Source organism: Patescibacteria group bacterium (assembly GCA_041671645.1).
Lineage (GTDB): Bacteria > Patescibacteriota > UBA1384 > XYA2-FULL-43-10 > 1-14-0-10-43-13 > JBAZBD01.
The window spans coordinates 292,261-313,161 of the sequence record JBAZBD010000001.1 but is presented as its reverse complement, the minus strand read 5'-3'; the positions used below and the strand labels follow the sequence as shown (position 1 = coordinate 313,161).

Annotated in this window: 19 protein-coding genes; 3 read left to right on the top strand and 16 right to left on the bottom strand. The window is 46.5% G+C overall.

Going from position 1 to position 20,901, the window contains the following annotated elements; translation table 11 throughout:
* Nucleotides 1-10 precede the first annotated feature (10 nt).
* The 11 genes from WC227_01545 to greA all read right to left on the bottom strand — a co-directional run bounded on the left by WC227_01545 (nt 11) and on the right by greA (nt 13,685).
* A complete protein-coding gene (locus WC227_01545) occupies nt 11-1,243 on the bottom strand; it encodes a S41 family peptidase (GenBank protein ID MFA6963380.1) in 1,233 nt (410 codons plus the stop codon).
* Between the two features lie 27 nt (nt 1,244-1,270).
* On the bottom strand, nt 1,271-2,503 hold the full coding sequence (locus WC227_01540; GenBank protein ID MFA6963379.1) for a C39 family peptidase: 1,233 nt from the start codon (nt 2,501-2,503) through the stop codon (nt 1,271-1,273).
* A complete protein-coding gene (locus WC227_01535) occupies nt 2,500-3,411 on the bottom strand; it encodes a permease-like cell division protein FtsX (GenBank protein ID MFA6963378.1) in 912 nt (303 codons plus the stop codon). Before WC227_01535 ends, WC227_01540 begins: the two co-directional genes overlap by 4 nt.
* A 1-nt stretch (nt 3,412) precedes the next feature.
* Nucleotides 3,413-4,240: a cell division ATP-binding protein FtsE gene (ftsE, locus tag WC227_01530; GenBank protein ID MFA6963377.1), complete on the bottom strand. Its 828-nt coding sequence runs from the start codon at nt 4,238-4,240 to the stop codon at nt 3,413-3,415.
* Between the two features lie 39 nt (nt 4,241-4,279).
* Nucleotides 4,280-5,848: a 2,3-bisphosphoglycerate-independent phosphoglycerate mutase gene (gene gpmI / locus WC227_01525; protein ID MFA6963376.1), complete on the bottom strand. Its 1,569-nt coding sequence runs from the start codon at nt 5,846-5,848 to the stop codon at nt 4,280-4,282.
* 70 nt (nt 5,849-5,918) lie between these two features.
* Nucleotides 5,919-8,651 carry a preprotein translocase subunit SecA gene (secA, locus tag WC227_01520; protein MFA6963375.1) on the bottom strand — a complete coding sequence of 911 codons (2,733 nt, stop codon included), beginning with the start codon at nt 8,649-8,651 and terminating at the stop codon, nt 5,919-5,921.
* 153 nt (nt 8,652-8,804) lie between these two features.
* Complete coding sequence (locus WC227_01515; GenBank protein ID MFA6963374.1) at nt 8,805-9,794, bottom strand: hypothetical protein; 990 nt, start codon at nt 9,792-9,794, stop codon at nt 8,805-8,807.
* 213 nt (nt 9,795-10,007) lie between these two features.
* The gene (locus WC227_01510; protein ID MFA6963373.1) at nt 10,008-10,373 is read right to left on the bottom strand and encodes an HPF/RaiA family ribosome-associated protein; all 366 of its coding nucleotides are present in this window, start codon (nt 10,371-10,373) and stop codon (nt 10,008-10,010) included.
* Between the two features lie 10 nt (nt 10,374-10,383).
* The gene (gene serS / locus WC227_01505; GenBank protein ID MFA6963372.1) at nt 10,384-11,640 is read right to left on the bottom strand and encodes a serine--tRNA ligase; all 1,257 of its coding nucleotides are present in this window, start codon (nt 11,638-11,640) and stop codon (nt 10,384-10,386) included.
* A gap of 15 nt (nt 11,641-11,655) precedes the next feature.
* Nucleotides 11,656-13,029, bottom strand: a complete 1,374-nt coding sequence (locus WC227_01500; protein MFA6963371.1) for a lysine--tRNA ligase — start codon at nt 13,027-13,029, stop codon at nt 11,656-11,658.
* A gap of 203 nt (nt 13,030-13,232) precedes the next feature.
* Nucleotides 13,233-13,685 (bottom strand): transcription elongation factor GreA, encoded by a 453-nt coding sequence (gene greA / locus WC227_01495; protein ID MFA6963370.1) that lies wholly within the window; start codon nt 13,683-13,685, stop codon nt 13,233-13,235.
* A 221-nt stretch (nt 13,686-13,906) separates the two neighbouring features.
* Between greA and WC227_01490 the strand changes: the two genes are divergently transcribed.
* Nucleotides 13,907-15,058 (top strand): guanosine monophosphate reductase, encoded by a 1,152-nt coding sequence (locus WC227_01490; GenBank protein MFA6963369.1) that lies wholly within the window; start codon nt 13,907-13,909, stop codon nt 15,056-15,058.
* Between the two features lie 106 nt (nt 15,059-15,164).
* On the opposite strand, the gene WC227_01485 is transcribed toward WC227_01490, so the two are convergent.
* From WC227_01485 to WC227_01465, 5 genes are all read right to left on the bottom strand, one after another.
* Nucleotides 15,165-15,746: a hypothetical protein gene (locus WC227_01485; GenBank protein ID MFA6963368.1), complete on the bottom strand. Its 582-nt coding sequence runs from the start codon at nt 15,744-15,746 to the stop codon at nt 15,165-15,167.
* A 71-nt stretch (nt 15,747-15,817) separates the two neighbouring features.
* Complete coding sequence (mrdA, locus tag WC227_01480; protein MFA6963367.1) at nt 15,818-17,755, bottom strand: penicillin-binding protein 2; 1,938 nt, start codon at nt 17,753-17,755, stop codon at nt 15,818-15,820.
* Between the two features lie 2 nt (nt 17,756-17,757).
* Nucleotides 17,758-18,261, bottom strand: coding sequence for a hypothetical protein (locus WC227_01475; GenBank protein MFA6963366.1), 504 nt, complete (start codon nt 18,259-18,261; stop codon nt 17,758-17,760).
* Nucleotides 18,258-19,043, bottom strand: coding sequence for a rod shape-determining protein MreC (gene mreC, locus WC227_01470; GenBank protein MFA6963365.1), 786 nt, complete (start codon nt 19,041-19,043; stop codon nt 18,258-18,260). Before mreC ends, WC227_01475 begins: the two co-directional genes overlap by 4 nt.
* 2 nt (nt 19,044-19,045) lie before the next feature.
* A complete protein-coding gene (locus tag WC227_01465; protein MFA6963364.1) occupies nt 19,046-20,098 on the bottom strand; it encodes a rod shape-determining protein in 1,053 nt (350 codons plus the stop codon).
* 246 nt (nt 20,099-20,344) lie between these two features.
* Here WC227_01465 and WC227_01460 point away from each other — a divergent pair, with 246 nt between their 5' ends.
* Together WC227_01460 and WC227_01455 are read left to right on the top strand one after the other, a co-directional pair.
* On the top strand, nt 20,345-20,656 hold the full coding sequence (locus WC227_01460) for a hypothetical protein (GenBank protein MFA6963363.1): 312 nt from the start codon (nt 20,345-20,347) through the stop codon (nt 20,654-20,656).
* A gap of 42 nt (nt 20,657-20,698) precedes the next feature.
* The gene (locus WC227_01455; GenBank protein ID MFA6963362.1) at nt 20,699-20,863 is read left to right on the top strand and encodes a hypothetical protein; all 165 of its coding nucleotides are present in this window, start codon (nt 20,699-20,701) and stop codon (nt 20,861-20,863) included.
* Nucleotides 20,864-20,901: the final 38 nt, after the last annotated feature.

Sequence of the window (20,901 nt, the reverse complement as noted above, 5' to 3'; positions counted from 1 at the left end):
TGACTTAATTCTACTCCCCTTTTGTCAAAAATTGAATGGCCCGATCCAGTTGATTATCTGTTTTGGCGTCGTCAGTTTTGACGATTGTGATATCAGGAGTAATTCCTTCACCATTTATCGCTCGGCCGTTTGGCGTCAGCCAGTTGGCCACCGTAATTTTGACTGCAGATTGATCTTTCAACTCAATAATTTCCTGAACGCAACCCTTGCCAAATGTCTTTTCGCCGATGATCTTGCCTACTTTTCTGTCTTGCAATGCGCCGGAGAAAATTTCAGAAGCAGAAGCCGATCCTTTGTTGACCAGCACTGCAGTCTTAATATTTTTCAGAGTAGCTTTCTTGTTGGCATTGTATTCCCGAACATTGTCGTTACGATCTTTCTCTTTGACAATAGTACCGCCATCAATGAAATAGCTGGATAAAGTAATCGCAGATTCGAGGTAGCCGCCAGGGTTGTTTCTTAGGTCGACCACGACACTATCGGCCTTATTTTTGATCGCTTCAGCGGCAAATTGATCAAAAAGCGAGTTTGTATCGTCGCCAAATTGTCTGATTTTGACGATTCCAATCTTCTTGCCATCCTGATCCTTGAATTCCCACTCGACGCTTTTGACGATAATTGTGTCACGCACCACCAGGACAGTAATCGGCTCGTCTTTCCCCTCACGGACAATTTTAAGCGTCACCGTAGTGCCCTTCTTGCCTCGTATCTTATCAACCACCTCATTGAATCCCATTGTCTCAGTCTTGGTGCCATCAACTTCGGCGATCAAGTCGCCCGCTTTGATACCAGCCGCCTCGGCCGGGGTTTTTGAAAGCGGGGCTACCACTGTTGGTATACCATTTTTCTGGATCAATTCAACTCCGATGCCATCAAATTCACCCTGGATATCTTCTTTGAATCTCTTGGCATCTTCTGGTGTGAAAAACACTGTATAGGGATCATTGAGCGACGAGAGCATGCCTGAGATCGAACCATAGATCATCTTCTGCTGATCTGGCTTGATTACCGCTTTTTCAACCAGTTTGTTCCAAGCATCCCAGTAGATTGAAAAATCAAGTTGACTCGGTTTGTCCTCCTCTTTGTTCACAACCTGAGAGGATAGATCACGAAGAATTGGGACGTTGCCCTTCCCGCAAGAGACGCCAAACCAAAAACTCGCTCCCAGAAGTAGGAGTGTCGAGACAAAAAATAGGGCTTGCTTTAGCCGAATTTTACCTTTTTTGTTTGAAAATATTTGCATCAATTTTTCTGTTTTCTATAGTATTTGCTATGGCCGTATAATACGCATCGCCTTGACCTGAGATTTCATATAACCCCGTCCAGGACCCAACGGATCATGAATTGCGTATTTGCCAGTACCAATTTTTGATTTTACTACAACAAAGTGAGAAACGCCATAGGAATTTCCCATATCGACGCCAAGGGCTACACCAACGACAACTGGACGATTGTTGGCAAGCTCGTTGTCCACCACTGCCCAGTCGATAGTCTGAGAATGGCCATCCGAAACGATTGGTGTACTAATCAGGGAACCATCGTATCGTCCGCCACGGACAAAGGCTGAAGCGTCAGCGGCGCTAGGCGGGTCATAATTTTTGCCATAATATTTGGCGATCATGGTGAGCGAAGTAAGCAAACAACCGACTTCACCAATCGTGGCATATGCACCGATTTTATCATTTTTCCATCTTGAATCGTCTTGCTGGAAATACCAACTCGAATCAACCGCTGAGACCAAATCTCCGCCCGCTCCTACGGAAGCAGCCCTAATCTTATCGATTCTACCCTGGATGTCGGCAATCAAGGAGTCGGTATTCTTTTGTTCGGTTTGCAGACTTGAAACCGCCGAGGTTGTATTATTGAGTAGAGAGCTCTTCAGGTCCTTGCGATTTTCTAGATAATTTTTCTGGCTCTCCTGCGAATTTTTCAGATCAGAAAGCTCAGCCAGTTTCCTCTCCTGATCGCCTTTTTGGAGATTCAGCTCATCTTTCGCCTTGTCGATACGCTCTATGGCAACTTCGACTTGCTGACGGACAGATTCGTAGTATTCAGAACGATTAAACATTTCGGATAAATTGTCTGACATGAAGATAGCTTCGAGAAGACTGCTATCGCCCTCCATATACCAAGAGGAAAGGACGCTGCTTAAATTGTCCTGCTCTTTATTCAGGCTAGCTTCCTCTTGTTCGATCTGAGCCTTGAGATCAGCGATTGTAGTAGAAGTCGAATCAATCTGCTCGGCCGTAGTCCCGATCGCTCTGGTCGTGCTAGAGATCTGGCCGTCAACTGTTTGAATTTGTTGTTTAAGCGTGTTGATGTCCTGCTGCTTCTGAGCAATGGCAGCCGTGTTCTGCTTCTTCTGTTGCATGAGCTTGTTCAATTGACTTTGCAAGTCAGTCAAACTGTCAGCCTTCGTAATCGGCACCGGAAGCAAAAAATTAGCCACCAAGATGATAGCTAGCAATCTTCCGGCAAATTTTAATATCGTTTTTCTTTTCATTTAAGGTATTTTTTGACCGCCAGCATGGAGCAACCCGTGCCCAAAGCTAGACCGATAATAATTTGGAATAGGAAAATCATACCGATGTTGACTCCGCTGTAGATCGAGCTGGCCAAGGTAACGCCGAGATATCCCTCGACTGAAGGAAGGGAAAAATGGTAAATAACCCAGAGGATCAAAGTGGAGATTATTGAAGCGACCAGACCATAGGCGATGCCCTCGACGATGAAAGGACCCTGGACATACCAATCAGAGGCGCCAACCAATTTCATAATCTCAATTTCCTGCGACCGAGCGTAGATCGTCAACCGAATTGTATTATAAATAATTAGGATCGAAATCAGGATGAATATGCTTGATTCGGCCCAACCGATATATTTGATAAAGGTGGTCGCCTTGATCAATCTGTTGATCAAAACCTTGTTTTTCTGGTAGCTGATCTCCTTGATCAGAGGCTTAAACTCAGCAGAATTTACAAAATCATAAACTTTCTCCAGATCCTCTGTTTTGTCTGTTTTGATCTCCAAACTTCGTGGCAAGGGATTATAATCAGCGGTAATAATATTTTTCACATTTTCGTTGCTCTTATTGCGCTCCTGCCATCTCTCCAGGGCCTTTTCCTTGGAAATATAGTCAACTGATTTGATGTCATCACGGCCGAGCAAAGTGTTTTGGATTGAATAAACCTGGTCCTTGGAGGCGTCATCATTGAAATAAACAGCGATATCTACCTTTTCTCGAAGCAATACTGTCATCTTGCCGCTCACAACAAGAAGGGTAGTGAAAAACGAGATCGAAAATAGCGTCATCACCATGATTAGGACTGCCCCAAGCGAAAGCCAACGGTTTCGCCAAAGCGAAACTGCCGAGGTTCGAAGGATCCGATAAATTGAAGTAAAATACATCATATTATAAGTTGTACTTTCCTTTCTCCTGATCTGAGAAAATCTTGCCGTCTCTGATCGAAATCACCCGCTTCTCTAGCGAATCGACAACTTCCTTGTCATGTGTTGCTAGCAGAACGATCGTCCCCTGCTTGTTGATCTTGAAAAGCAATTCGATAATTTCCCATGTCGAAACTGGATCCAGATTTCCAGTAGGTTCATCGGCAATCAAAAGTTTCGGATTGTGGACCAAGGCCCGAGCGATCGAAACTCTCTGTTTCTCTCCGCCAGAAAGCTCCTCCGAAAAGGCAAAAGCGCGCTGAGTCAGGCCGACCAGCTCAATAATCTTGGGCACCTTATCCTCAATTTCTTCGTTGGTCGCGTCACAAACCTCAAGAGCATAAGCGATGTTTTCGTATACTCTCTTCTTTGGAAGCAGTTTGAAGTCCTGAAAAATAACGCCGACTTTGCGTCGGAAAAATGGTAATTCCTTCTTAGAGAGCTTCGATATGTCACGGCCAGCGACCAAGATTTTGCCTGATGTAGGCTCCTCTTCGCGAGTGAGCAACTTGATGATGGTCGATTTGCCAGCGCCAGATGGACCTACGAGAGAAATAAATTCACCGATTTTGACATTGAAACTAACATCGATCAAGGCCTCGACTTTGCCCGGATAAACCTTTGATACTTCGTCAAATTCAATAACAATATCACCACCATGGTCATCTGATGTGGCCTTGGCCTCTTTCTTGGCTTCTTCTTTCGATTCTGGGGGTTCACCCGCCTGCAAAAGCTGTGCTTTAGCATCTGCGGGCAGGTCTTTGGTTTTTGTTTTTATGAGATCAGAAATCATTAAGTTCCCTAAAATAATAAATGAACTTACTTCTATATTCTATATCATGGCGATGCTTAAATCCATCCCCGACATTTCCTTGGCTTGCCCAATTTTCAGATTTGCAAGGATGGAGGGAGCAATATCAGCCAGAACACCAATCGGGGTCGATGAGGCGTATTGGAGATAATCTTCTTCGCTATATTTAACACTCGGATCGAAGACAAAGGGTTTCTTCGAGAAATCAAGGAAGACAAATGGGACTGGATTGATCGTGTGTTCTTTGTCCGGTTCGCCCTTCTCGCTAATCATTTTCTCGCAATTTCCATGATCAGCAGTGATGAAGACTTTGTAGCCTTTTTCTGACGCCTTGGCCAAAACTTCGAGCAAAACGGCGTCGACTGCCTCGCAAGCCTTGACGGCCGCCTCCAACACCCCGGTATGGCCGACCATATCGCCGTTGGCATAATTGACAACGATAAAATTAAACTCCTTGTCGAGCCCTGTCTCTACCTTCTTGGTCACTTCTGCCACCGACATTACCGGTAATTTATCATAGGAAGAAACTTTCTTAGAGGGCACAATTTCGTCTTTTTCGCCCCGGAGAACCTTCTCATTTCCCGCTTTGAAAAAATATGTAACATGGGCAAATTTCTCTGTCTCGGCGGTATGAAGCTGAGTCATGCCCTTCTTCGAAATCAGATCCGAAAGAGTATTTTCGAGATTTATCGGCGGAAATATTGGAGGTGCTTTCTGCGTCTTGTCATACTCCGTCATTGAGACAATTTTGACCCCCCTGGGCAAATTCTTGGTCTTTTTGACCCCGGTGAAAAGCTCCAAGGTTTGCCTCATCCGATCGCTTCTATGGTTGAAAAGGACAACGCTATCCTTGGGGCCAATCTTCCCACCCTCACCGATCACACAGGCCTCGAGGAACTCATCGCTTTTGCCATTTTTGTAATTTGCGTTGATCGCTTCTTCCGCTGTGGCATAAGCATCGCCAATATTATCAACAAAGAGATCGAAAGCCTTGATCTGTCTATTCCAGTTTTTGTCACGGTCCATGGCAGAGTATCGTCCGATGATAGTGGCGATCTTGCCAATCTTGAAATATTCGAAGGCAGCGTCCAGTTGTTTGACATATTCAAGCGCATTCTTCGGCGCTGTATCTCGGCCATCACTGATCATGTGGACACAAACATTCTTGATCTTTTTCTTGGCCGCAAGCTCGAGCAGGCTTATAAGATGACGAATATGGGAATGCACTCCGCCGTCAGAGACAAGCCCGATTAGGTGCAAAGTTGAATTATTCTTGATCACATTATCATAGAGATCATTGAGAATCTTGTTTTCGAAAAAGCGTCCCTGAGCGATATCCTGATCGATTCGGGGCAAATTTTCCCAGACAACTCGGCCCAAGCCAATATTGGCATGACCGACTTCAGAGTTTCCTGGCTCTCCTGGGCTCAAGCCAACTTCCATACCAGAAGCGGTCAACGATGTCTTGGGATAACTAGAATAGACATAATCTAGAGTCGGGGTCTTCGCCAAAAGAGGGGCATTTCCCTTTTTCTCAGGTGAAAGTCCCCAACCGTCCAATATCATAAGAAGCACTTTATTTTGCGACATCCGTCCCCTCCAACGCACTTTTAGTTACTCCCATTATAGCAGTCAGAGCTATATGTCGGAAGAGAACAAATTATTTTCCGCAACACTTTTTGTATTTTTTCCCGCTACCACATGGGCAAAGATCATTGCGACCGACTTTGGCTCCAGTCCTTACCTGTGAAGCAGGACCGTTGGTCGAATTTTCTTTCATACGATCGAAGACTGATTTGCTTTTGCCCATTACGCTCGCAACGCTAGAAGAGCAGCTTGCCTGGTCTGCCATCATCTTTTGAGCAACAACATTATCTTGTCTCTCCGCCTCCAAAATTTTCGCTCTGGCTTCGGAGGTTTCCTCGGCCTCAAAACTTCCGATAGAAGATTCGTCAGGTCCCTGGAAAGACATTGGCTTCGGAGCTGGATTTTCTTGAGCCTTCGATACCTCAACCTTGTATATTGTCTTGGCTATGGAGCCATCGATGTTTGATAGTAGCCCATCGAAGAATTGGTAAGCGTCATGTTTGTACTCAACAAGTGGATCACGCTGGCCGTAACCGCGAAGTCCGATGCCGGTGCGCAATTCGTCCATGGTGGTCAAATGCTCAATCCAAAGCATATCGATGGTCCGAAGTGAGATCACTCGCTCGATATCTCTCATCACCTCGAGGCCGTATGACTTCTCACGTTCATCGTATAAGTTTTTGGCGAATTCTTTGATCTTATCGGCTTCAAGGTCTGGCAATTTGACGTCTCCGAATATTGCCTTGAGTTCGTTGCCGATTGATTCTTTTTCCTCAAAATATTGAGCGAAAATTCTCTCTATCTCAGAATTTATAATCTCCAGAATCTCCTCTTTCAGCATGGTGGAAGTGCGGTCAGAAGCGTAAGTATCCAAAATCTTACGTCGTTTTCGATAAATAACCTCGCGATGTTTGTTCATCACGTCGTCGTATTCGACCAAATGCTTGCGACTGTCGAAATTGAATCCTTCAACTCTGCGTTGTGCTGATTCGATCGAACGAGAAATCATCTTGTTCTCAACAGGAACATCATCAGGAAGACCGAGAGAATTCATCAGGGACTTGAGCTTCTCACCACCAAATATTCTCATCAAATCATCATCCATCGAGACAAAAAATTGAGAAGAACCAGGATCGCCCTGGCGACCGGCGCGACCACGAAGCTGATTGTCGATTCTTCTGGCTTCATGTCTCTCCGTACCCAAGACGTGCAATCCACCAACTTCACGAACACCCTCGCCAAGCTTAATATCAGTACCGCGGCCAGCCATATTGGTGGCTACGGTAACGGCCCCTTTTTGCCCTGCGCGAACAATAATCTTGGCCTCACGATCATGATGCTTAGCGTTCAAAACTTCGTGCTTGACCCCTGCTTTTTTCAATTTGCTCGAAATAAGCTCGTTTTTCTGGACCGAGACAGTACCGATCAAGATTGGCTGGCCCATAGCGCTTCGCTCCTTCACCTCGGCTACGATTGCGTCTATCTTGGCGTCTTCACTCTTGTAAATCCGATCGGGCGAATCTTTCCTCACCACATTTTTGTTGGTCGGGATCTCGACAACGTCCAATTTGTATATTTTGTAGAACTCTTCAGCTTCAGTCGCAGCCGTTCCTGTCATACCAGAGAGTTTGTGATAAATTCGAAATAAGTTTTGGAAAGAAATTGTAGCCAAAGTTTGAGATTCGCTTTTGACTTCGACATTTTCCTTGGCCTCAATCGCCTGATGCAAACCCTCAGAATAGCGTCGGCCGACCATCAAACGACCGGTAAACTCGTCAACGATCAAAATTTCACCCTCTCGAACGACGTAATCTTTGTCCTTCTTGAACAGCGCCCAAGCCTTCAGGGCTTGCTCGAGATGATGAACCAGAGTGATACCGCCTGCCTCATAGATATTCTTGATATGAAGCATCTTCTCCATCTCGGCAATACCCTTGTCGGTCAGAGTGACGGTCCGCTCCTTTTCATCGATAATATAATCCTCTGTCTCTTTGAGACGTGGGACCAGAGAGGCAAATTGTTGGTATAAACTGGCAGATTCCTCCGCTGGAGCCGAAATAATGAGCGGAGTACGAGCCTCATCGATCAAAATCGAGTCTACCTCGTCCACGATCGCAAAGTGCAATTCTCGCTGAGCGCAAGACATGATATCGGGCGCCATATTGTCACGAAGATAATCAAAACCAAATTCATTGTTCGTGCCATAAGTAATATCGCAAGCGTAAGCTTCCTTCCTCGAACACGGCTCGAGATTGAGACCTTCACACTCGGAATAGTGCTTGTAATCTTGTTTCTTGGCAAATCGATAAGTTTCCTGATTGCTCTGGATGATACCAGTCGTGAGGCCAAGAAAAGCGAAAACCTCGCCCATTCCCTCGCCCTGATGCTTGGAAAGATAATCATTGACCGTGACCAAATGAGCACCTCGACCGGCCAACGCATTTAAATATAATGGCAGAGTCGCCACGATCGTCTTGCCCTCGCCAGTCTTCATCTCAGCAATTTTACCCTGATGAAGTACAAGTCCACCAATCAACTGAACGTCGAAGTGGCGCTCCCCCCAAACTCGCTTCATCGCTTCGCGGAGCACGGCAAAGGCTTCGGCCGTGGTTTCTCCGATAACTTGCTCCTCGTTCTCTGCCCCACGTTCCTCGATTTTCTTGCGAAAATCGACCGTTTTTGCCTTCAACTCCGCATCTGTCAATTTCGAGATCACTTTTTCGAGTTCATTAATCTCATCAACCTGCCTTTGGAGTTGAGATATGACCTTCTTGCTTGGATTGTAAATTTTGTCGAGAAAACTCATGGATGTTTTGAAATTGATAATTAAAAACTGAAAATTTACTAGTGCGAACCAGTCTTATACTATCATTAAGCTCATTTTAGTTCAACCAAGAAGATGAAAATAAAATAGGCCTCGTCTATGACGAGGCCCGGAAAAGATATTACAGGGAGAGAACTACCTGCGGACGAAGCCAAAACCATACTTGTCATGGGTGACAAAGATATCGCTCGTGCCAAAGGCGAGCCCGTCGTCACTGCGGCAGAAGTAAGGAGTGTCCAGGAACCTGAGACCGTCCGCCAAACGGTATTGGTCACCGCCATTGTTCATCCAGAGACAGCTAGCATTAGGCAGACGTTCCGGATGAGTCTGGAGCGCTTGGCCATTAATCCAAGTCGGACCAGAAATGCCATTGTGAATATTCTCGATATGCCAGCGACTGCTTTGGACTGAGTGTCCTGCCGTAGCTCGGCCAAAACTGTATGGACGACAGACAAAGTCTCCTTTGGCCTGAGCTTCCAGTTGTTCGAGCCAAATGGCAACGGGAACAGTTGGATGGAAATGATCCGAACCCATCTTGCCCTCGCGCCAATTTACAAAACCATTGTAGCGATCATTTTCGGCGAAATGTGGGAAAAGCATCTCTTCGCAGAGTTGACCCCAGACGCCCTCACCTTCGCGGCCTTTCTTGATATCAGACCACAGATCTGAGCTCAACCTGGCTTTGGCAACACGACCAGGAAGTAGAAAAACGAGCAGCCCATCGTAGAGAGGCTTCTTGGCATCATGGATCCAGCAATCATAGGTTTCTTCCCAAATCGCTTTGTCGGCAAGCCAACCTTCAGCCATCTCTTGCAATCCGTCGGCGTTGAAGCCGGGGTAGATGTCGTTCAGGATATTGAACTGTGTTTTCCAGTCCTTCATCTCGAAGTTCGACGGATAATCCCACGTCGATTTTTCGATCTGATCAGCATGCGGATTGACAGTTTGCTTGGATTTGGTCAGAAAGGCGCGGAGCGCATTCCGATCAATCAGCTTAGGGTCCGATACACTCATCAGCATATTGACCAAATCCCAGTTTTCTGCGAGCGCCTGGAGTTGGTCTCCATCTTCAGGGAGCAATCCCATTAGGTGCTTCCCTTGTTTAAAAGATGCCTCTTTTTTCATGGCATTCCCTTTAGCGTTTTTACGTCCGCCACGACCACTCTTATTCCTCACTATGAGGATAAGTAGCCCTTTGGGCTTAGCTGATTACCTACGAAAAGATAAACAATTAAGCCCAAAGGATGTAATTTCAAGGTTCGAAAACGTGTAAACCATACCACAAACACAAAATAACGCAAGTGTGTCCACCTGCGAAATTTTGCTCTGAGTCCAAATTTATCTTCTTAGTCCAAACCTTTTGAGAAGCTTGTTGATGCGGCCCTCTTTACCCTGGCTGAAGTCGACTCTTTTGCGATGAAATTCTTGTAAATTTCTCTCTAGCTTCTTGTATGCAAAGGCAAATGCTCTCATCAGACGATCATCGATCTCTTTGACAAACATTTTCTCAGTCCCAAATGTAGCTGACAATTCAACCGACTGATCTACTCCACCCTTTTCGGCGCTAGTCTCGTCTCGCAGATAAACGTCGACGACGAGTGGCTCGTCCTTAATATATCTCTTCAACTTTAAAATTTTCTTTTCGATCAACGACTTTTGTTTGGCCGTGATTACGATCTCCTTGATGTGAAACTCAACCTTCATAAGCCTCCTCCTATCTTTTAATTACATCAAATCCACAATATTTTTGGAGCACCTTGGGAACTCTAATCGAACCGTCCTTCTCTTGATAATTTTCCAGAATTGCGATCAATGGTCTCTCAGAAAAGGCAGTACCGTTCAAAGTGTGAACGAATTCAGTCTTGCCCGCCTTGGTCTTGTAACGGATATTCAAACGTCGAGCTTGGAAATCGGTGCAATTGGAACAAGAGTGCGTCTCACGATAGGCCTCCTCCCCTGGCATCCAAACTTCAAGATCAAATTTCTTCGACGCTGGAGCGCCCAGGTCGCCGGCACAAATATTGACCACTTGATATGGAAGTTCTAGCCCCTGCATTATTTTTTCTTCTAGTGATACTAGAAAATCATGCTCCTTGGCAGAATCCTCTGGCTTGGTGAAGGAAAACATCTCAATTTTGTTGAATTGGTGACCTCGCAGAATCCCACGAACATCCTTGCCATGGCTTCCCGCTTCACGACGAAAACAAGTAGAGATGCCCGCGTATCGAAGCGGCAATTCCTTCTCGGCCAAGACTTCGTTTGAGTGATAGGCCGCCAGCGGCTGCTCAGCTGTGCCAACCAGATACAAGTCATCTTGTGTTTTGTAGATCTCGTCCGCGCCCTGCGGCAAGTATCCAGCGCCCTCCATTGAGGCCTTGTTGAGCATGACGGGAGGTATCATCGGGATGAATCCCTCGGCCATCAATGTATCGAGAGCATAATGGAACAACGCCATCTCCAAGACGACCATTTCGCGCTTCAGATAATAGAACCTAGAGCCTGCCACTTTGCCAGCTCTTTCGGTATCTATAAGATCAAGGTTCAAACCGATTTCAACATTATCTTGGACTTTGTAATCGAACTTGGTTGGCTCTCCCCATTTGCGGTTGACAGTATTATCCTTGTCGGACTCTCCATCAATCACCTCTTTAGCAGGCGGGTTGGGAAGCTCCATCATGATATTTCGATATTCGATATTGGTCTTATCCAGTTCCGGCTTCAATTGTTTGATCTTCTCTGAGACCGTGCTGGCCTCGTTGATAATATCGATCTTCTGCTGGCCGTGAAGTGAAACTACGTCCTTGGAAAGTTTATTCAATTTGCTTTGGAGATCTTCGATTTTGACCGTCAAATCTCGGCGACGTTTGTCCAGATCGAGTGCATCGTCAATTAGAGCTGGCTCCGATCCTTTGCGAGCAATAGCTTTCTTAATTTCTTCTGGGTTTTCGCGAATTAACTTAATATCCAGCATACATCTCCAATGTTTTTATTTCATGAATGGGAAGAATAATATCTCTCTCAAGGTTTTCGAATTTGTGAGCAATCTGACGAAGCGGTCTACCCCGATACCGAACCCAGCCGTCGGTGGCATGCCATATTCTATCGCCTTTAGGAAATCCTCGTCAATCAGCTGAGCTTCCTGGTCGCCCTTCTCGCGAAGTTTCATCTGCGCCTCAAATCTGTTTCTTTGGTCAACAGGGTCGTTCAGCTCCGAGAAAGCTTTGGCCATCTCCAAGCCATTTATAACAAGCTGGAAAGTGTCGACAACCTCTGGATTCTTGGCGTTTCTCTTGGCCAACGGAATAAGCTCAGTCGGATGGTTGGTCACAAATGTTGGAGCCACAATCTTAGCTACGCCTTCCTTAAATGCAGCGTCAGTATTCTGCCCGTGGGTTAACTCGTCAAATGTAACTCTTGTGAATTTTTGGCCAAAATCAATCTGCTTGCCATCGAGCTCCATCTCAAGCTTTCCGCCATTGATTGATTTAACAACAGAACGGATCATCTCTTCAGTCAGATTCATCAATTTCTCATAATCAGCATAGGCCCAATAGAATTCGAGATTTGTAAACTCAGGGTTGTGAGTCGCATCAACACCTTCATTGCGAAAGCTTCGGGCGAATTCGAAAACTTTTTCAAATCCTCCGACGACCAATCTCTTCAAATATAGCTCTGGTGCAATCCGCAGAAATACATCCGTCTCATAGGCGTTGTAATGGGTCTGAAATGGCTTTGCTGAGGCTCCGCCAGGAATTGGTTGGAGAACAGGCGTATCTACTTCCATAAAGCCCTGGCCAATAAGGAATTCGCGTAATGATTGGATGACTTTGGACCGAATATAAAACTTCTCTTTGACTTCTGAGTTGACAATCAGATCGACATAACGCTCTCGGTATCTCGTCTCGACGTCTTTCAGGCCAAACCACTGCTCGGGAAGCGGACGGATTGACTTGGTCAAAATCTTGGCCGCATGAGCTTCGATCGAAAGCTCCCCTGCTTTGGTCACGAAAACTTTGCCAGTAACCTCTAGAAAGTCGCCAGCATCGAGCAGAGCGACAACTTCCAAATCTTTTTCTGGTAGGAAGTCCGCTCGAAGCACCGCCTGGATTTTGCCCGACTCGTCAACTAAATCAACGAAGCAAAGCTTGCCATGCCCCCTACGAGCCATAATACGGCCAGCCGCAGTCACTTCTTTTTCTGATTTGATCAATGTATCCTGCTGGTCAATAATCTCGGCGGCAGTGGTGTTTCTTCCGGTTTCGGAAGGGAATGGATCTACTCCCAACTTGATAAGATCAGAGATCTTGCTTTTTCTATTTTCGATAAGCTCTTTTTCGGTCGCACCCAAATCTTGTGGCATTTTATTCCTTGAACTTTATGACTTTACGAACTTTATGGACTTTACGGACTTATTTAATTTATAGCATAAATGAAAATGGAAATGAAGCAAAGAGCTCGCGACAAAAAACAACGGCCCAAGAGCCGCTGTTTTCGTATAGTATTCGTAATTTGTTCAATCCGACCCGAAGGGTCCCCTTCGGGGTAATCCCTTATGGCGAAGCTTTAGCTGACGCTAATGATCTTGCACATTGAGCTTCCGCCTGGAGTTTTCACTTCGATGCTGTCGCCCTTCTTGTGACCGATCAATGATGCGCCGATTGGAGAATCGACTGAGATCATACCCTTCATCGGGTCAGCTTCGTCAGATCCGACAAGTGCGTACTCCATGATTTCACCATCATCGTCAATCTTCACAGTCGAGCCAACCATGATAACATCAGTCTTGCCTGATTTTTCGATTACCTGTGCATTCTTTATTTTTTGATCAAGTTCGGCTTCTTTGCCCATCAAAAAAGACTGCTCGTTCTTGGCTTCGTGATATTCAGCGTTTTCTGAAAGATCACCAAGTTCGCGAGCTTCTTTGATCTTGATACTGGTTTCTTTTAATTTGTTCCTAGTTTCCTCGAGCTGGATTTTCAGTTTTTCCAGACCTTCTTTTGTGACGTAATTGCTCATTTTCGGACCCTTTCTAAAAAAATTGTCACACGACTAATCGTGCGGCAGAACCCCTTATAAATTCGCCACCAGTTTCTCAAACTAGATCACTTTTGTCAATAGTTTGAGAGAGAAAATGCCAGGTCAGAGCATCTCTCCCAATCAATCAAAAGTTGCAATAACGCTTAATTGTGCTATTATCCTTCTAATATCCGCGAGACTGCGAGAGGAGGTATGGCACAATGCCAACAAAATTTGACCCAGGATATTCTTACGGCGATTTGATATTGAAACCACGGCACAGCTCAATATTCCCTGCCCAAGTTGATACATCAATTAATTTGGACAGAAAATTGCAACTCCGAGTTCCAATCATCACTTCACCGATGCGATCCGTAACAGGGCTTGAAACTACAATTGCGGCCGGTAGAGCTGGCGCACTTGGTATTTTGCCCCGTTCATATCTTCCCGATGACCTGATTGAGACAATCTTTCGGGCCAAACAACACGAAGTCCCTGTTGGGGTGGCTCTAGACTTGAGCTATCGAGACGGAACAGAGTTTCTCAAACTGATGCGGCTGGTCGAAAGAGCCGTAAAAGCAGGCGCCGACTTGATCCTCGGCGACACGGCCGACGCAGACGCAGACTGGTACGGCGACTCGCTTGCTCAAGTCTGCAAAGTGGTTAGTGCCCTGAAACAAGAATTCCCTCATATTGTAACGATGGGTGGGAATATTGCCACTTACGACGCCGCCTCTTACCTAATAGACGCAGGCGCCAGCACATTGCGTGTTGGGATTGGTCCCGGCCATATTTGTATATATCGGACACAGACCGGAAACGGCGTGCCCCAAGCAACCGCCATTCGCGAGGTTGCTCGAGCCTTGGCCGTTAGTAATCGGTCAGTGCAACTTATTGCAGACGGAGGGATCGAGACAAACGGACAGATCGTTATCGCTCTGGCCCTCGGCGCCAGTGCAGTAATGATGGGGAATCAGTTCGCGGGATGCGACGAATCGCCCGCTCCACGCAAACGATTTCGCAAAGAAGATGTCCCCGAACGGTACCATCGATATTTCGGAAAATGGAAAAGTAAGGAGTTCTGCCTCTATAGTGGCATGGGCTCGCCGAAAGAAATCGAGCACTCGCTCAAGCTCAAGCAGCGCGAATATCACGGGTTGAAAAATACCCGTCTGCCGGCCGGCGGAGAGATCTGGGTTCCCGCCTGTGGTCCTATCAGCGACAAAATTGCAGAAATGCAAGCCGCAATCGTTGAAGGAATGTACGCGCAAGGATGCCAGCGGATTGAAAAACTCTGGGAATATGCAGATTTCTACATCTGCTCCCACTCCGCTCAACAGGAACACGGCCTCAACGGCTGGGTTGCAGGATAATTTCTTCCTCCACTCCCACCCCCACAGCATTAGCTGGCGGGGGATTTTTATTTTTGCCAAATAAAATAGGCTAGCAAGATATACTTAACTAGCCTCAGAGTTTAGCTTAATCAAAATCGGGTGCATGATCGCGTCTGGCCTTTGCGGAAACCAAGCAATAATAAGCAACGATTTCCTCGGCCCTGATTGCAAGGCTGTTCCGGATGAATTCAGGATTTGGTTCACCATCTTTAAGCCATTTGAGAACCTTCACTCGCTGAGCAAAGTCGGAGATGACGATGCGATTGCCCTTGGCAGCTGAGCGCAGCATGCACGGACCGCCGATATCAGTCATCTCGATGATCGATTCCAGAGTGGCACCAGGTCTGTCAATCTCATCCTGTAGTGGGTAAAGATCGACGCAGACCAGATCGATCCGAGGAATGCCCAGCTCCGCCAGCTCTTCGCTATCTTTCTCGGTAGCCAGAAGCGCTGCGTGTATTTCCCGCGAAAGAGTGACAACACGGTGACCGAGGATCGGACCGCCGCCGACTAAGTCAGCGACAAGAGAAGTCTCAACACCATTCTCCTGCAGACACTTGGCAGTGCCGCCAGAAGAGATGATTGAAAAGCCAAGTTCGATTAACGACTTAGCAAACTCGACAATGCCGTCCTTATTGTAGACGGACAGTAACGCAAGCTTAGCCATAATTTGCTCCTTTCAAGCCAAAAATTTGGTTCCCTAGAGAGAACTTACAATATCGAGCACGGAAAATCAACTTACTTTTTACTAAAATAGTACTGCAAAATTTCTTTTGCTACCGGAGCGGCGATTTCGTGACCGCCGCCTCCACCTTCGACCATTACTAATATTGCGATTTCTGGATTTTCGTATGGCGCGTAGGCCTCAAACCAAGCATGGGTCTTCTGATTGTTTAGAAACTGGGCTGTGCCAGTTTTGCCGGCAACAGAGAAGGGCAAATCGCTAAGATTACGGGCCGAGCCGTCGGTAATTGTCAGTCGCATGCCCTCCTGGACTGTTTTGATTACGTCGGCAGGCACCACACTAGGATTCTCTACCCGAGGCTCAAAAGTTTTCACGACTTGGCCGTCGGGTGCCACCACTCTGTTCACGATCTGCGGACTGATTAATTTGCCCCCGTTCGCTATAGCCGCAGTCGCCCGAAGCATTTGCAAGGGAGTCACTAATAGATCGCCCTGGCCGATCGAGGCATGATAAGTATCACCCAAATACCATGGCAGATTCTGAACCTTCTTTTTCCAAGCTGCGTCAGGCAAGAGACCACTCGCCTCGCTGGTCAGATCAATTCCAGTCGGCTGACCCAAGCCAAACAATTGCCAATATTTCTTGATCTTGTCGATACCCAAGCCCTTGATCTTGTCATACCCGCCACCTAGTGAATAGAAAAATACATTGTTGGACTCGGCAATTGCGCGCTCAACGTTGGTCGATTCGTAACTGTGGTCTTTCCAGTCTGGGAAAACATATTCGCCAATCGTAATGGCCGCCGGTGTCACAATCGAAGTATTCTTGGTGATAGTGCCCTCAGCCAGCCCGGCAGAGGCCAAAATAATCTTTGAAACTGACCCAGGAGGGTAAACCCCCATGGTGGCGCGGTTAAACATCGGCAGATTCGGGTCATTGATTATTGTTTGATAATCAATTGCGCTAATCTTGGTAGAAAAAATATTATTATCGTAGCTAGGCAGTGAAACCAAGGATTTAACTGCACCGCTGTTCACGTCCATTATTGCGACCACTCCGCCCAGAGCTTCTACCTGAGTCGCCGCCTTGGCCGAGTCCAATCCCCTTTGCAATGCCTCCGCCGCTTTCGTTTGTAGATCAAAGTCGAGGTTCAGAACCAGATTGTCACCCGACACTGGTTGCTGATTCTCCTCTTTGACCAAAATCTTGACGACATTACCCTTCGAATCAACCTCCATCTGCTCTATGCCGTGTACACCCCGCAGATAATCCTCATAAGTCGCCTCGAGGCCAGTCTTGCCGATCTTGTCTGAGGAATAATACTCTGGATGCTCCTTCAAATTATTCTCCGAAATGATACCGGTATAACCCAAAAGATGAGCCATCCCCGCGACGCTCTGATATTCCCTCGTCGGCTTCTTGGCCACAAAAACGCCCTGCAAACCGTTGGCCTTCTCTTCCAAAATCAGCGCATCGTCATGCGAAATATTATCTTTGATAATCACTTCATCGAGTGAAGCCAGAGTATTTTTCTCTGCTTCAGTCTTGATCTCAGCCGCGGCAAGGCCAGTTAATTCGGCAAGCCGAGCATAGATCTGCTCACGCTCCACCTTATTCTTCGGCAGATCGGAGGGGTAAACCGCCAAGGCAAAGGAGGCACGGTTTCGAGCCAGCCAGACACCGTTGGCATCAGAAATAATTCCCCTGGCCGCCTCGAGAATACGAGGACGAATTCGGTTGCCCTCGGCCAACTTTTGGTTGATTTCTCCCTTGGTCACCTGGATCGTGAAAAGACGACCGAGCAAAAGCGCAAAGGCCAAGACTATGACGATTTGAAATATTTTGAGAGAAACAGGCTTGGCCACGCTCTCGATCTTGCCCACCGGAAGCGAGGCGACATCTGAATACGAAAAATCAAGCTCAGCCTTAGACTGAACTTTTCTAACTTCTTTGTCGCCCTTGAGTTTGTAGAAATTTCCAAAAATATCCATATTCAAGTTTTGATAAAACCAATTCTTTTGAGATAAAAATTTCCCACCAACAAATAAAATCCAGCGACAAGCGATACTAACACCTGGTTGGCGACCACGAAGGCCAGTAGGACTTTCAGTACCGGAAAGCTGAATTCGGTAGCGCTAGCCAGGATAACTGTCCCCAGTAAGGCTAGGAAGGGTATTGAGAAAAACAGCAGGGTGAAAACATTTGGTTCTGGGAAAAAGCGGCGGCGGATCAAGTTGAGAAATACTGGCAAGAGGAGGAAATCAAGCAGAATCACCCACAAGGGCAATGAGGACAGAATCGCAAAGAAAAATACTGTGGAGAGAGCGTACAAAAGAAGCCAGCGTCCTTTCTTGTCAAAAATCGCGAGCGTAAACAGGATAGCGACACAAGAGAGAACATTCGCTTCGAAAAATTGGAAATTTGAGAAAAACGCGACGTCAAACAATACCGTCAGGAACGATGCTAAAATGATAATGATGTTTTTGAAATAATTCATTTTTCTACAAATACCATCTCTAATTTTGACAAATCTACCAATGGCTGGACTTCGATGCTTTTGAAAATTCCCGACGAATATGATTCGACTTTGCCGGCCGTCCCGATCAAAATCCCCTGTTTCATCGTCCCGCCGAGCCCGGATGTTATAATATTCTCCCCTGCCACATATTCGGTATCCAAGACAATATTATCAATATATAGACCAGAAATGCCACCTTTGAGAAGCCCATTTGATCGAGAATTTTGAAGCATCGCCTGCACCATTGAATCTTTGCTCGTGATCAAAGTAACTCGGGCGGAAGTCGAAAAAACTTCGCTTACCTGTCCGACCAGGACATTGTTGTAGACCACGGCCGCCCTGAGAGCGATACCGTCCTTCTCCCCTTTGTCTATGACGATATAGTCCAAGAAAGCGATCGGGTCGCGCTGGATAATTCGAGCTGGGACGAGGCTTCCCTTTTCTGCTTCAGACAGGAAACCGAGCTCCTTTTTCAGCATTGCATTTTCAATCTCGAGCTCGGCAGTATAACTGTGATCAACTTCTAGCTGAAGTAATTTATTGGAGAGTTCTTCATTTTCATTTCTTAGATCCTTAATCTTGAAAATGAAGTCAAAGCTGTGCCGGAAGTTCATGCCGCTTTGGGCCAGAAAACCGCGAGTGGATCGAGTTGAAGCCGAAAACGCACCTCGAAAGACCTGCTTGATCGGCCCATAGAATACAATCAGGCAGAGGAGCAAAATGACAAATGACATGATCAATTGTTTGGCTCTTTTGTTCATCTCTATCGATTAAATTCTCTTGGCAACAGGACATCATGAAGCATCTCGATATCCTCCAGGACCATTCCCGTACCTCGGACCACCCCGGTCAGCGGGTCGTCAGCGATGATAACCTGAGTTTGAGTCTCGATCGCGATTCGATGGTCAAGCCCACGCAAGAGCGCGCCGCCGCCGGAGAGAACAATTCCGCGATCCATAATATCGGCAAGTAATTCTGGCGGAGATTCTTCCATCGTCGCACGAATACTTTCCAATATCTGATTTACTGATTTCTTGATCGCTTCTCGAATCTGAGTGTCGCTCACGATAATTTCCTTGGGCAGTCCTGTTACCAAGTCCCGCCCACGCATGGGAGCCTCAAGTTTTTCTTTCATCTCCATGGCACTACCGATTTTGATTTTGATATCCTCGGCCGTTCGCTCGCCCAGAAGGAGATTAAACTTGTCTCTAGCATATTGAATAATATCTTCGTTCATTTCGTCCCCAGCGATTCTGAGTGAGCGTGAAGCGACCACACCACCGAGAGAGATAATCGCCACTTCGGTCGTGCCTCCACCAATATCAATAATCATGCTTCCAGACGCGTCCTGGATTGGTAATCTGGCCCCGATGGCGGCTGCGATCGGCTCTTCGATTAGATAGACTTCTCTCGCACCGGCGTTGATCGCGCCCTCCTCAACAGCACGACGCTCTACTTCGGTAACGTTGTGCGGTATGCCAATCACAACTCGAGGACGAGGGATGAAAGCAAATTTCTCTCTGTGAACTCGATCAAAAAAGTATTTGAGCATCTGCTCAGTAATTTCAAAGTCAGAAATAACGCCGTCCACCAGCGGGCGGATCGCCACAATATGAGATGGTGTTCGGCCGACCATCCGCTTGGCCTCTTCGCCAACAGCCAAAATATCTTTGGTGTGCTTGTTGATCGCTACCACGGAAGGTTCGCGAATCACAACGCCACGCCCTCGGACATAAATCAGGGTGTTGGCCGTGCCCAAATCAATCCCGATGTCATGGGAGAAATGGCCTAATAATTTTGAAAATGGATTTCTCATACAAAAAAGGATGGCTGATCTTACCGATGACCGATAATACCGCCTCATCTGTTATCTGTTTAATCTGCAATCCTTTTCTGCCAGAGCCTCTCCAGTTTAATTCAATTCGTAACTGCGGTCAATATCATGATGTCTCCAATCTTTCAATCGAAACACTGCTGAACAGAGAGAAATTTCTTGACATTTAGAGGTATTTGTTATATTGTTTACCAATCCAAGGATGGAAAATATTTTTGGAGGTATCATATGTACACTTTAGCCATCAGTCTTGGCATCTACTGCGGAATGGTCATATTCCTCGGGCTAATCTTCGACGATGGAGAATCAGATCTGGCCATCATCTGGTGGCCGTTGACACTGATATTTTTCGCCCTATGCGGAATCATATCCGTGATCATTGCCATCGCGAGTGTCATTACGTTCCTGTGGCCAGGCGATCGCCAAAGTTCTGAAGATGTTCTCATGAAATGCCAGAATGGTGTTTCCGTGATCACGGTTTCGGGCGAGACCTGGGAGGCCATACTCGAACTCGAGACCAAGGAAGGTCAACCCGCTTAAATCCATTCTGGCAGTGAAAATTCCTGCCGAAGGAGAAATGCCATGTTAACCTTTCTGTTAATCATCGCATTCGTTTACATCTTGGGCTTAGCTTTTGTGTCCCTTCTCATGCGAAGATTGATATTTGGTTGGCCAATCTTGATCATTATCATGGTCATAATGTGGATCAATGCAAAATCCAAGGAAAAATCTGGAGAGAGCGACTAAATTCCCTCGCCAAATCCACCGCTCCGATATTACATCGT

Bases quoted from the DNA above. Each gene is read 5' to 3' on its own strand.
- mreC (MFA6963365.1), bottom strand. From the start codon at position 19,043: ATGAACAAAAGAGCCAAACAATTGATCATGTCATTTGTCATTTTGCTC.
- WC227_01540 (MFA6963379.1), bottom strand. From the start codon at position 2,503: ATGAAAAGAAAAACGATATTAAAATTTGCCGGAAGATTGCTAGCTATC.
- WC227_01490 (MFA6963369.1), top strand. From the start codon at position 13,907: ATGCCAACAAAATTTGACCCAGGATATTCTTACGGCGATTTGATATTG.
- WC227_01455 (MFA6963362.1), top strand. From the start codon at position 20,699: ATGTTAACCTTTCTGTTAATCATCGCATTCGTTTACATCTTGGGCTTA.
- WC227_01485 (MFA6963368.1), bottom strand. From the start codon at position 15,746: ATGGCTAAGCTTGCGTTACTGTCCGTCTACAATAAGGACGGCATTGTC.
- ftsE (MFA6963377.1), bottom strand. From the start codon at position 4,240: ATGATTTCTGATCTCATAAAAACAAAAACCAAAGACCTGCCCGCAGAT.
- WC227_01465 (MFA6963364.1), bottom strand. From the start codon at position 20,098: ATGAGAAATCCATTTTCAAAATTATTAGGCCATTTCTCCCATGACATC.
- WC227_01475 (MFA6963366.1), bottom strand. From the start codon at position 18,261: ATGAATTATTTCAAAAACATCATTATCATTTTAGCATCGTTCCTGACG.
- WC227_01500 (MFA6963371.1), bottom strand. From the start codon at position 13,029: ATGCCACAAGATTTGGGTGCGACCGAAAAAGAGCTTATCGAAAATAGA.
- greA (MFA6963370.1), bottom strand. From the start codon at position 13,685: ATGAGCAATTACGTCACAAAAGAAGGTCTGGAAAAACTGAAAATCCAG.
- secA (MFA6963375.1), bottom strand. From the start codon at position 8,651: ATGAGTTTTCTCGACAAAATTTACAATCCAAGCAAGAAGGTCATATCT.
- WC227_01545 (MFA6963380.1), bottom strand. From the start codon at position 1,243: ATGCAAATATTTTCAAACAAAAAAGGTAAAATTCGGCTAAAGCAAGCC.
- WC227_01460 (MFA6963363.1), top strand. From the start codon at position 20,345: ATGTACACTTTAGCCATCAGTCTTGGCATCTACTGCGGAATGGTCATA.
- WC227_01510 (MFA6963373.1), bottom strand. From the start codon at position 10,373: ATGAAGGTTGAGTTTCACATCAAGGAGATCGTAATCACGGCCAAACAA.
- mrdA (MFA6963367.1), bottom strand. From the start codon at position 17,755: ATGGATATTTTTGGAAATTTCTACAAACTCAAGGGCGACAAAGAAGTT.
- WC227_01515 (MFA6963374.1), bottom strand. From the start codon at position 9,794: ATGAAAAAAGAGGCATCTTTTAAACAAGGGAAGCACCTAATGGGATTG.
- WC227_01535 (MFA6963378.1), bottom strand. From the start codon at position 3,411: ATGATGTATTTTACTTCAATTTATCGGATCCTTCGAACCTCGGCAGTT.
- gpmI (MFA6963376.1), bottom strand. From the start codon at position 5,848: ATGTCGCAAAATAAAGTGCTTCTTATGATATTGGACGGTTGGGGACTT.
- serS (MFA6963372.1), bottom strand. From the start codon at position 11,640: ATGCTGGATATTAAGTTAATTCGCGAAAACCCAGAAGAAATTAAGAAA.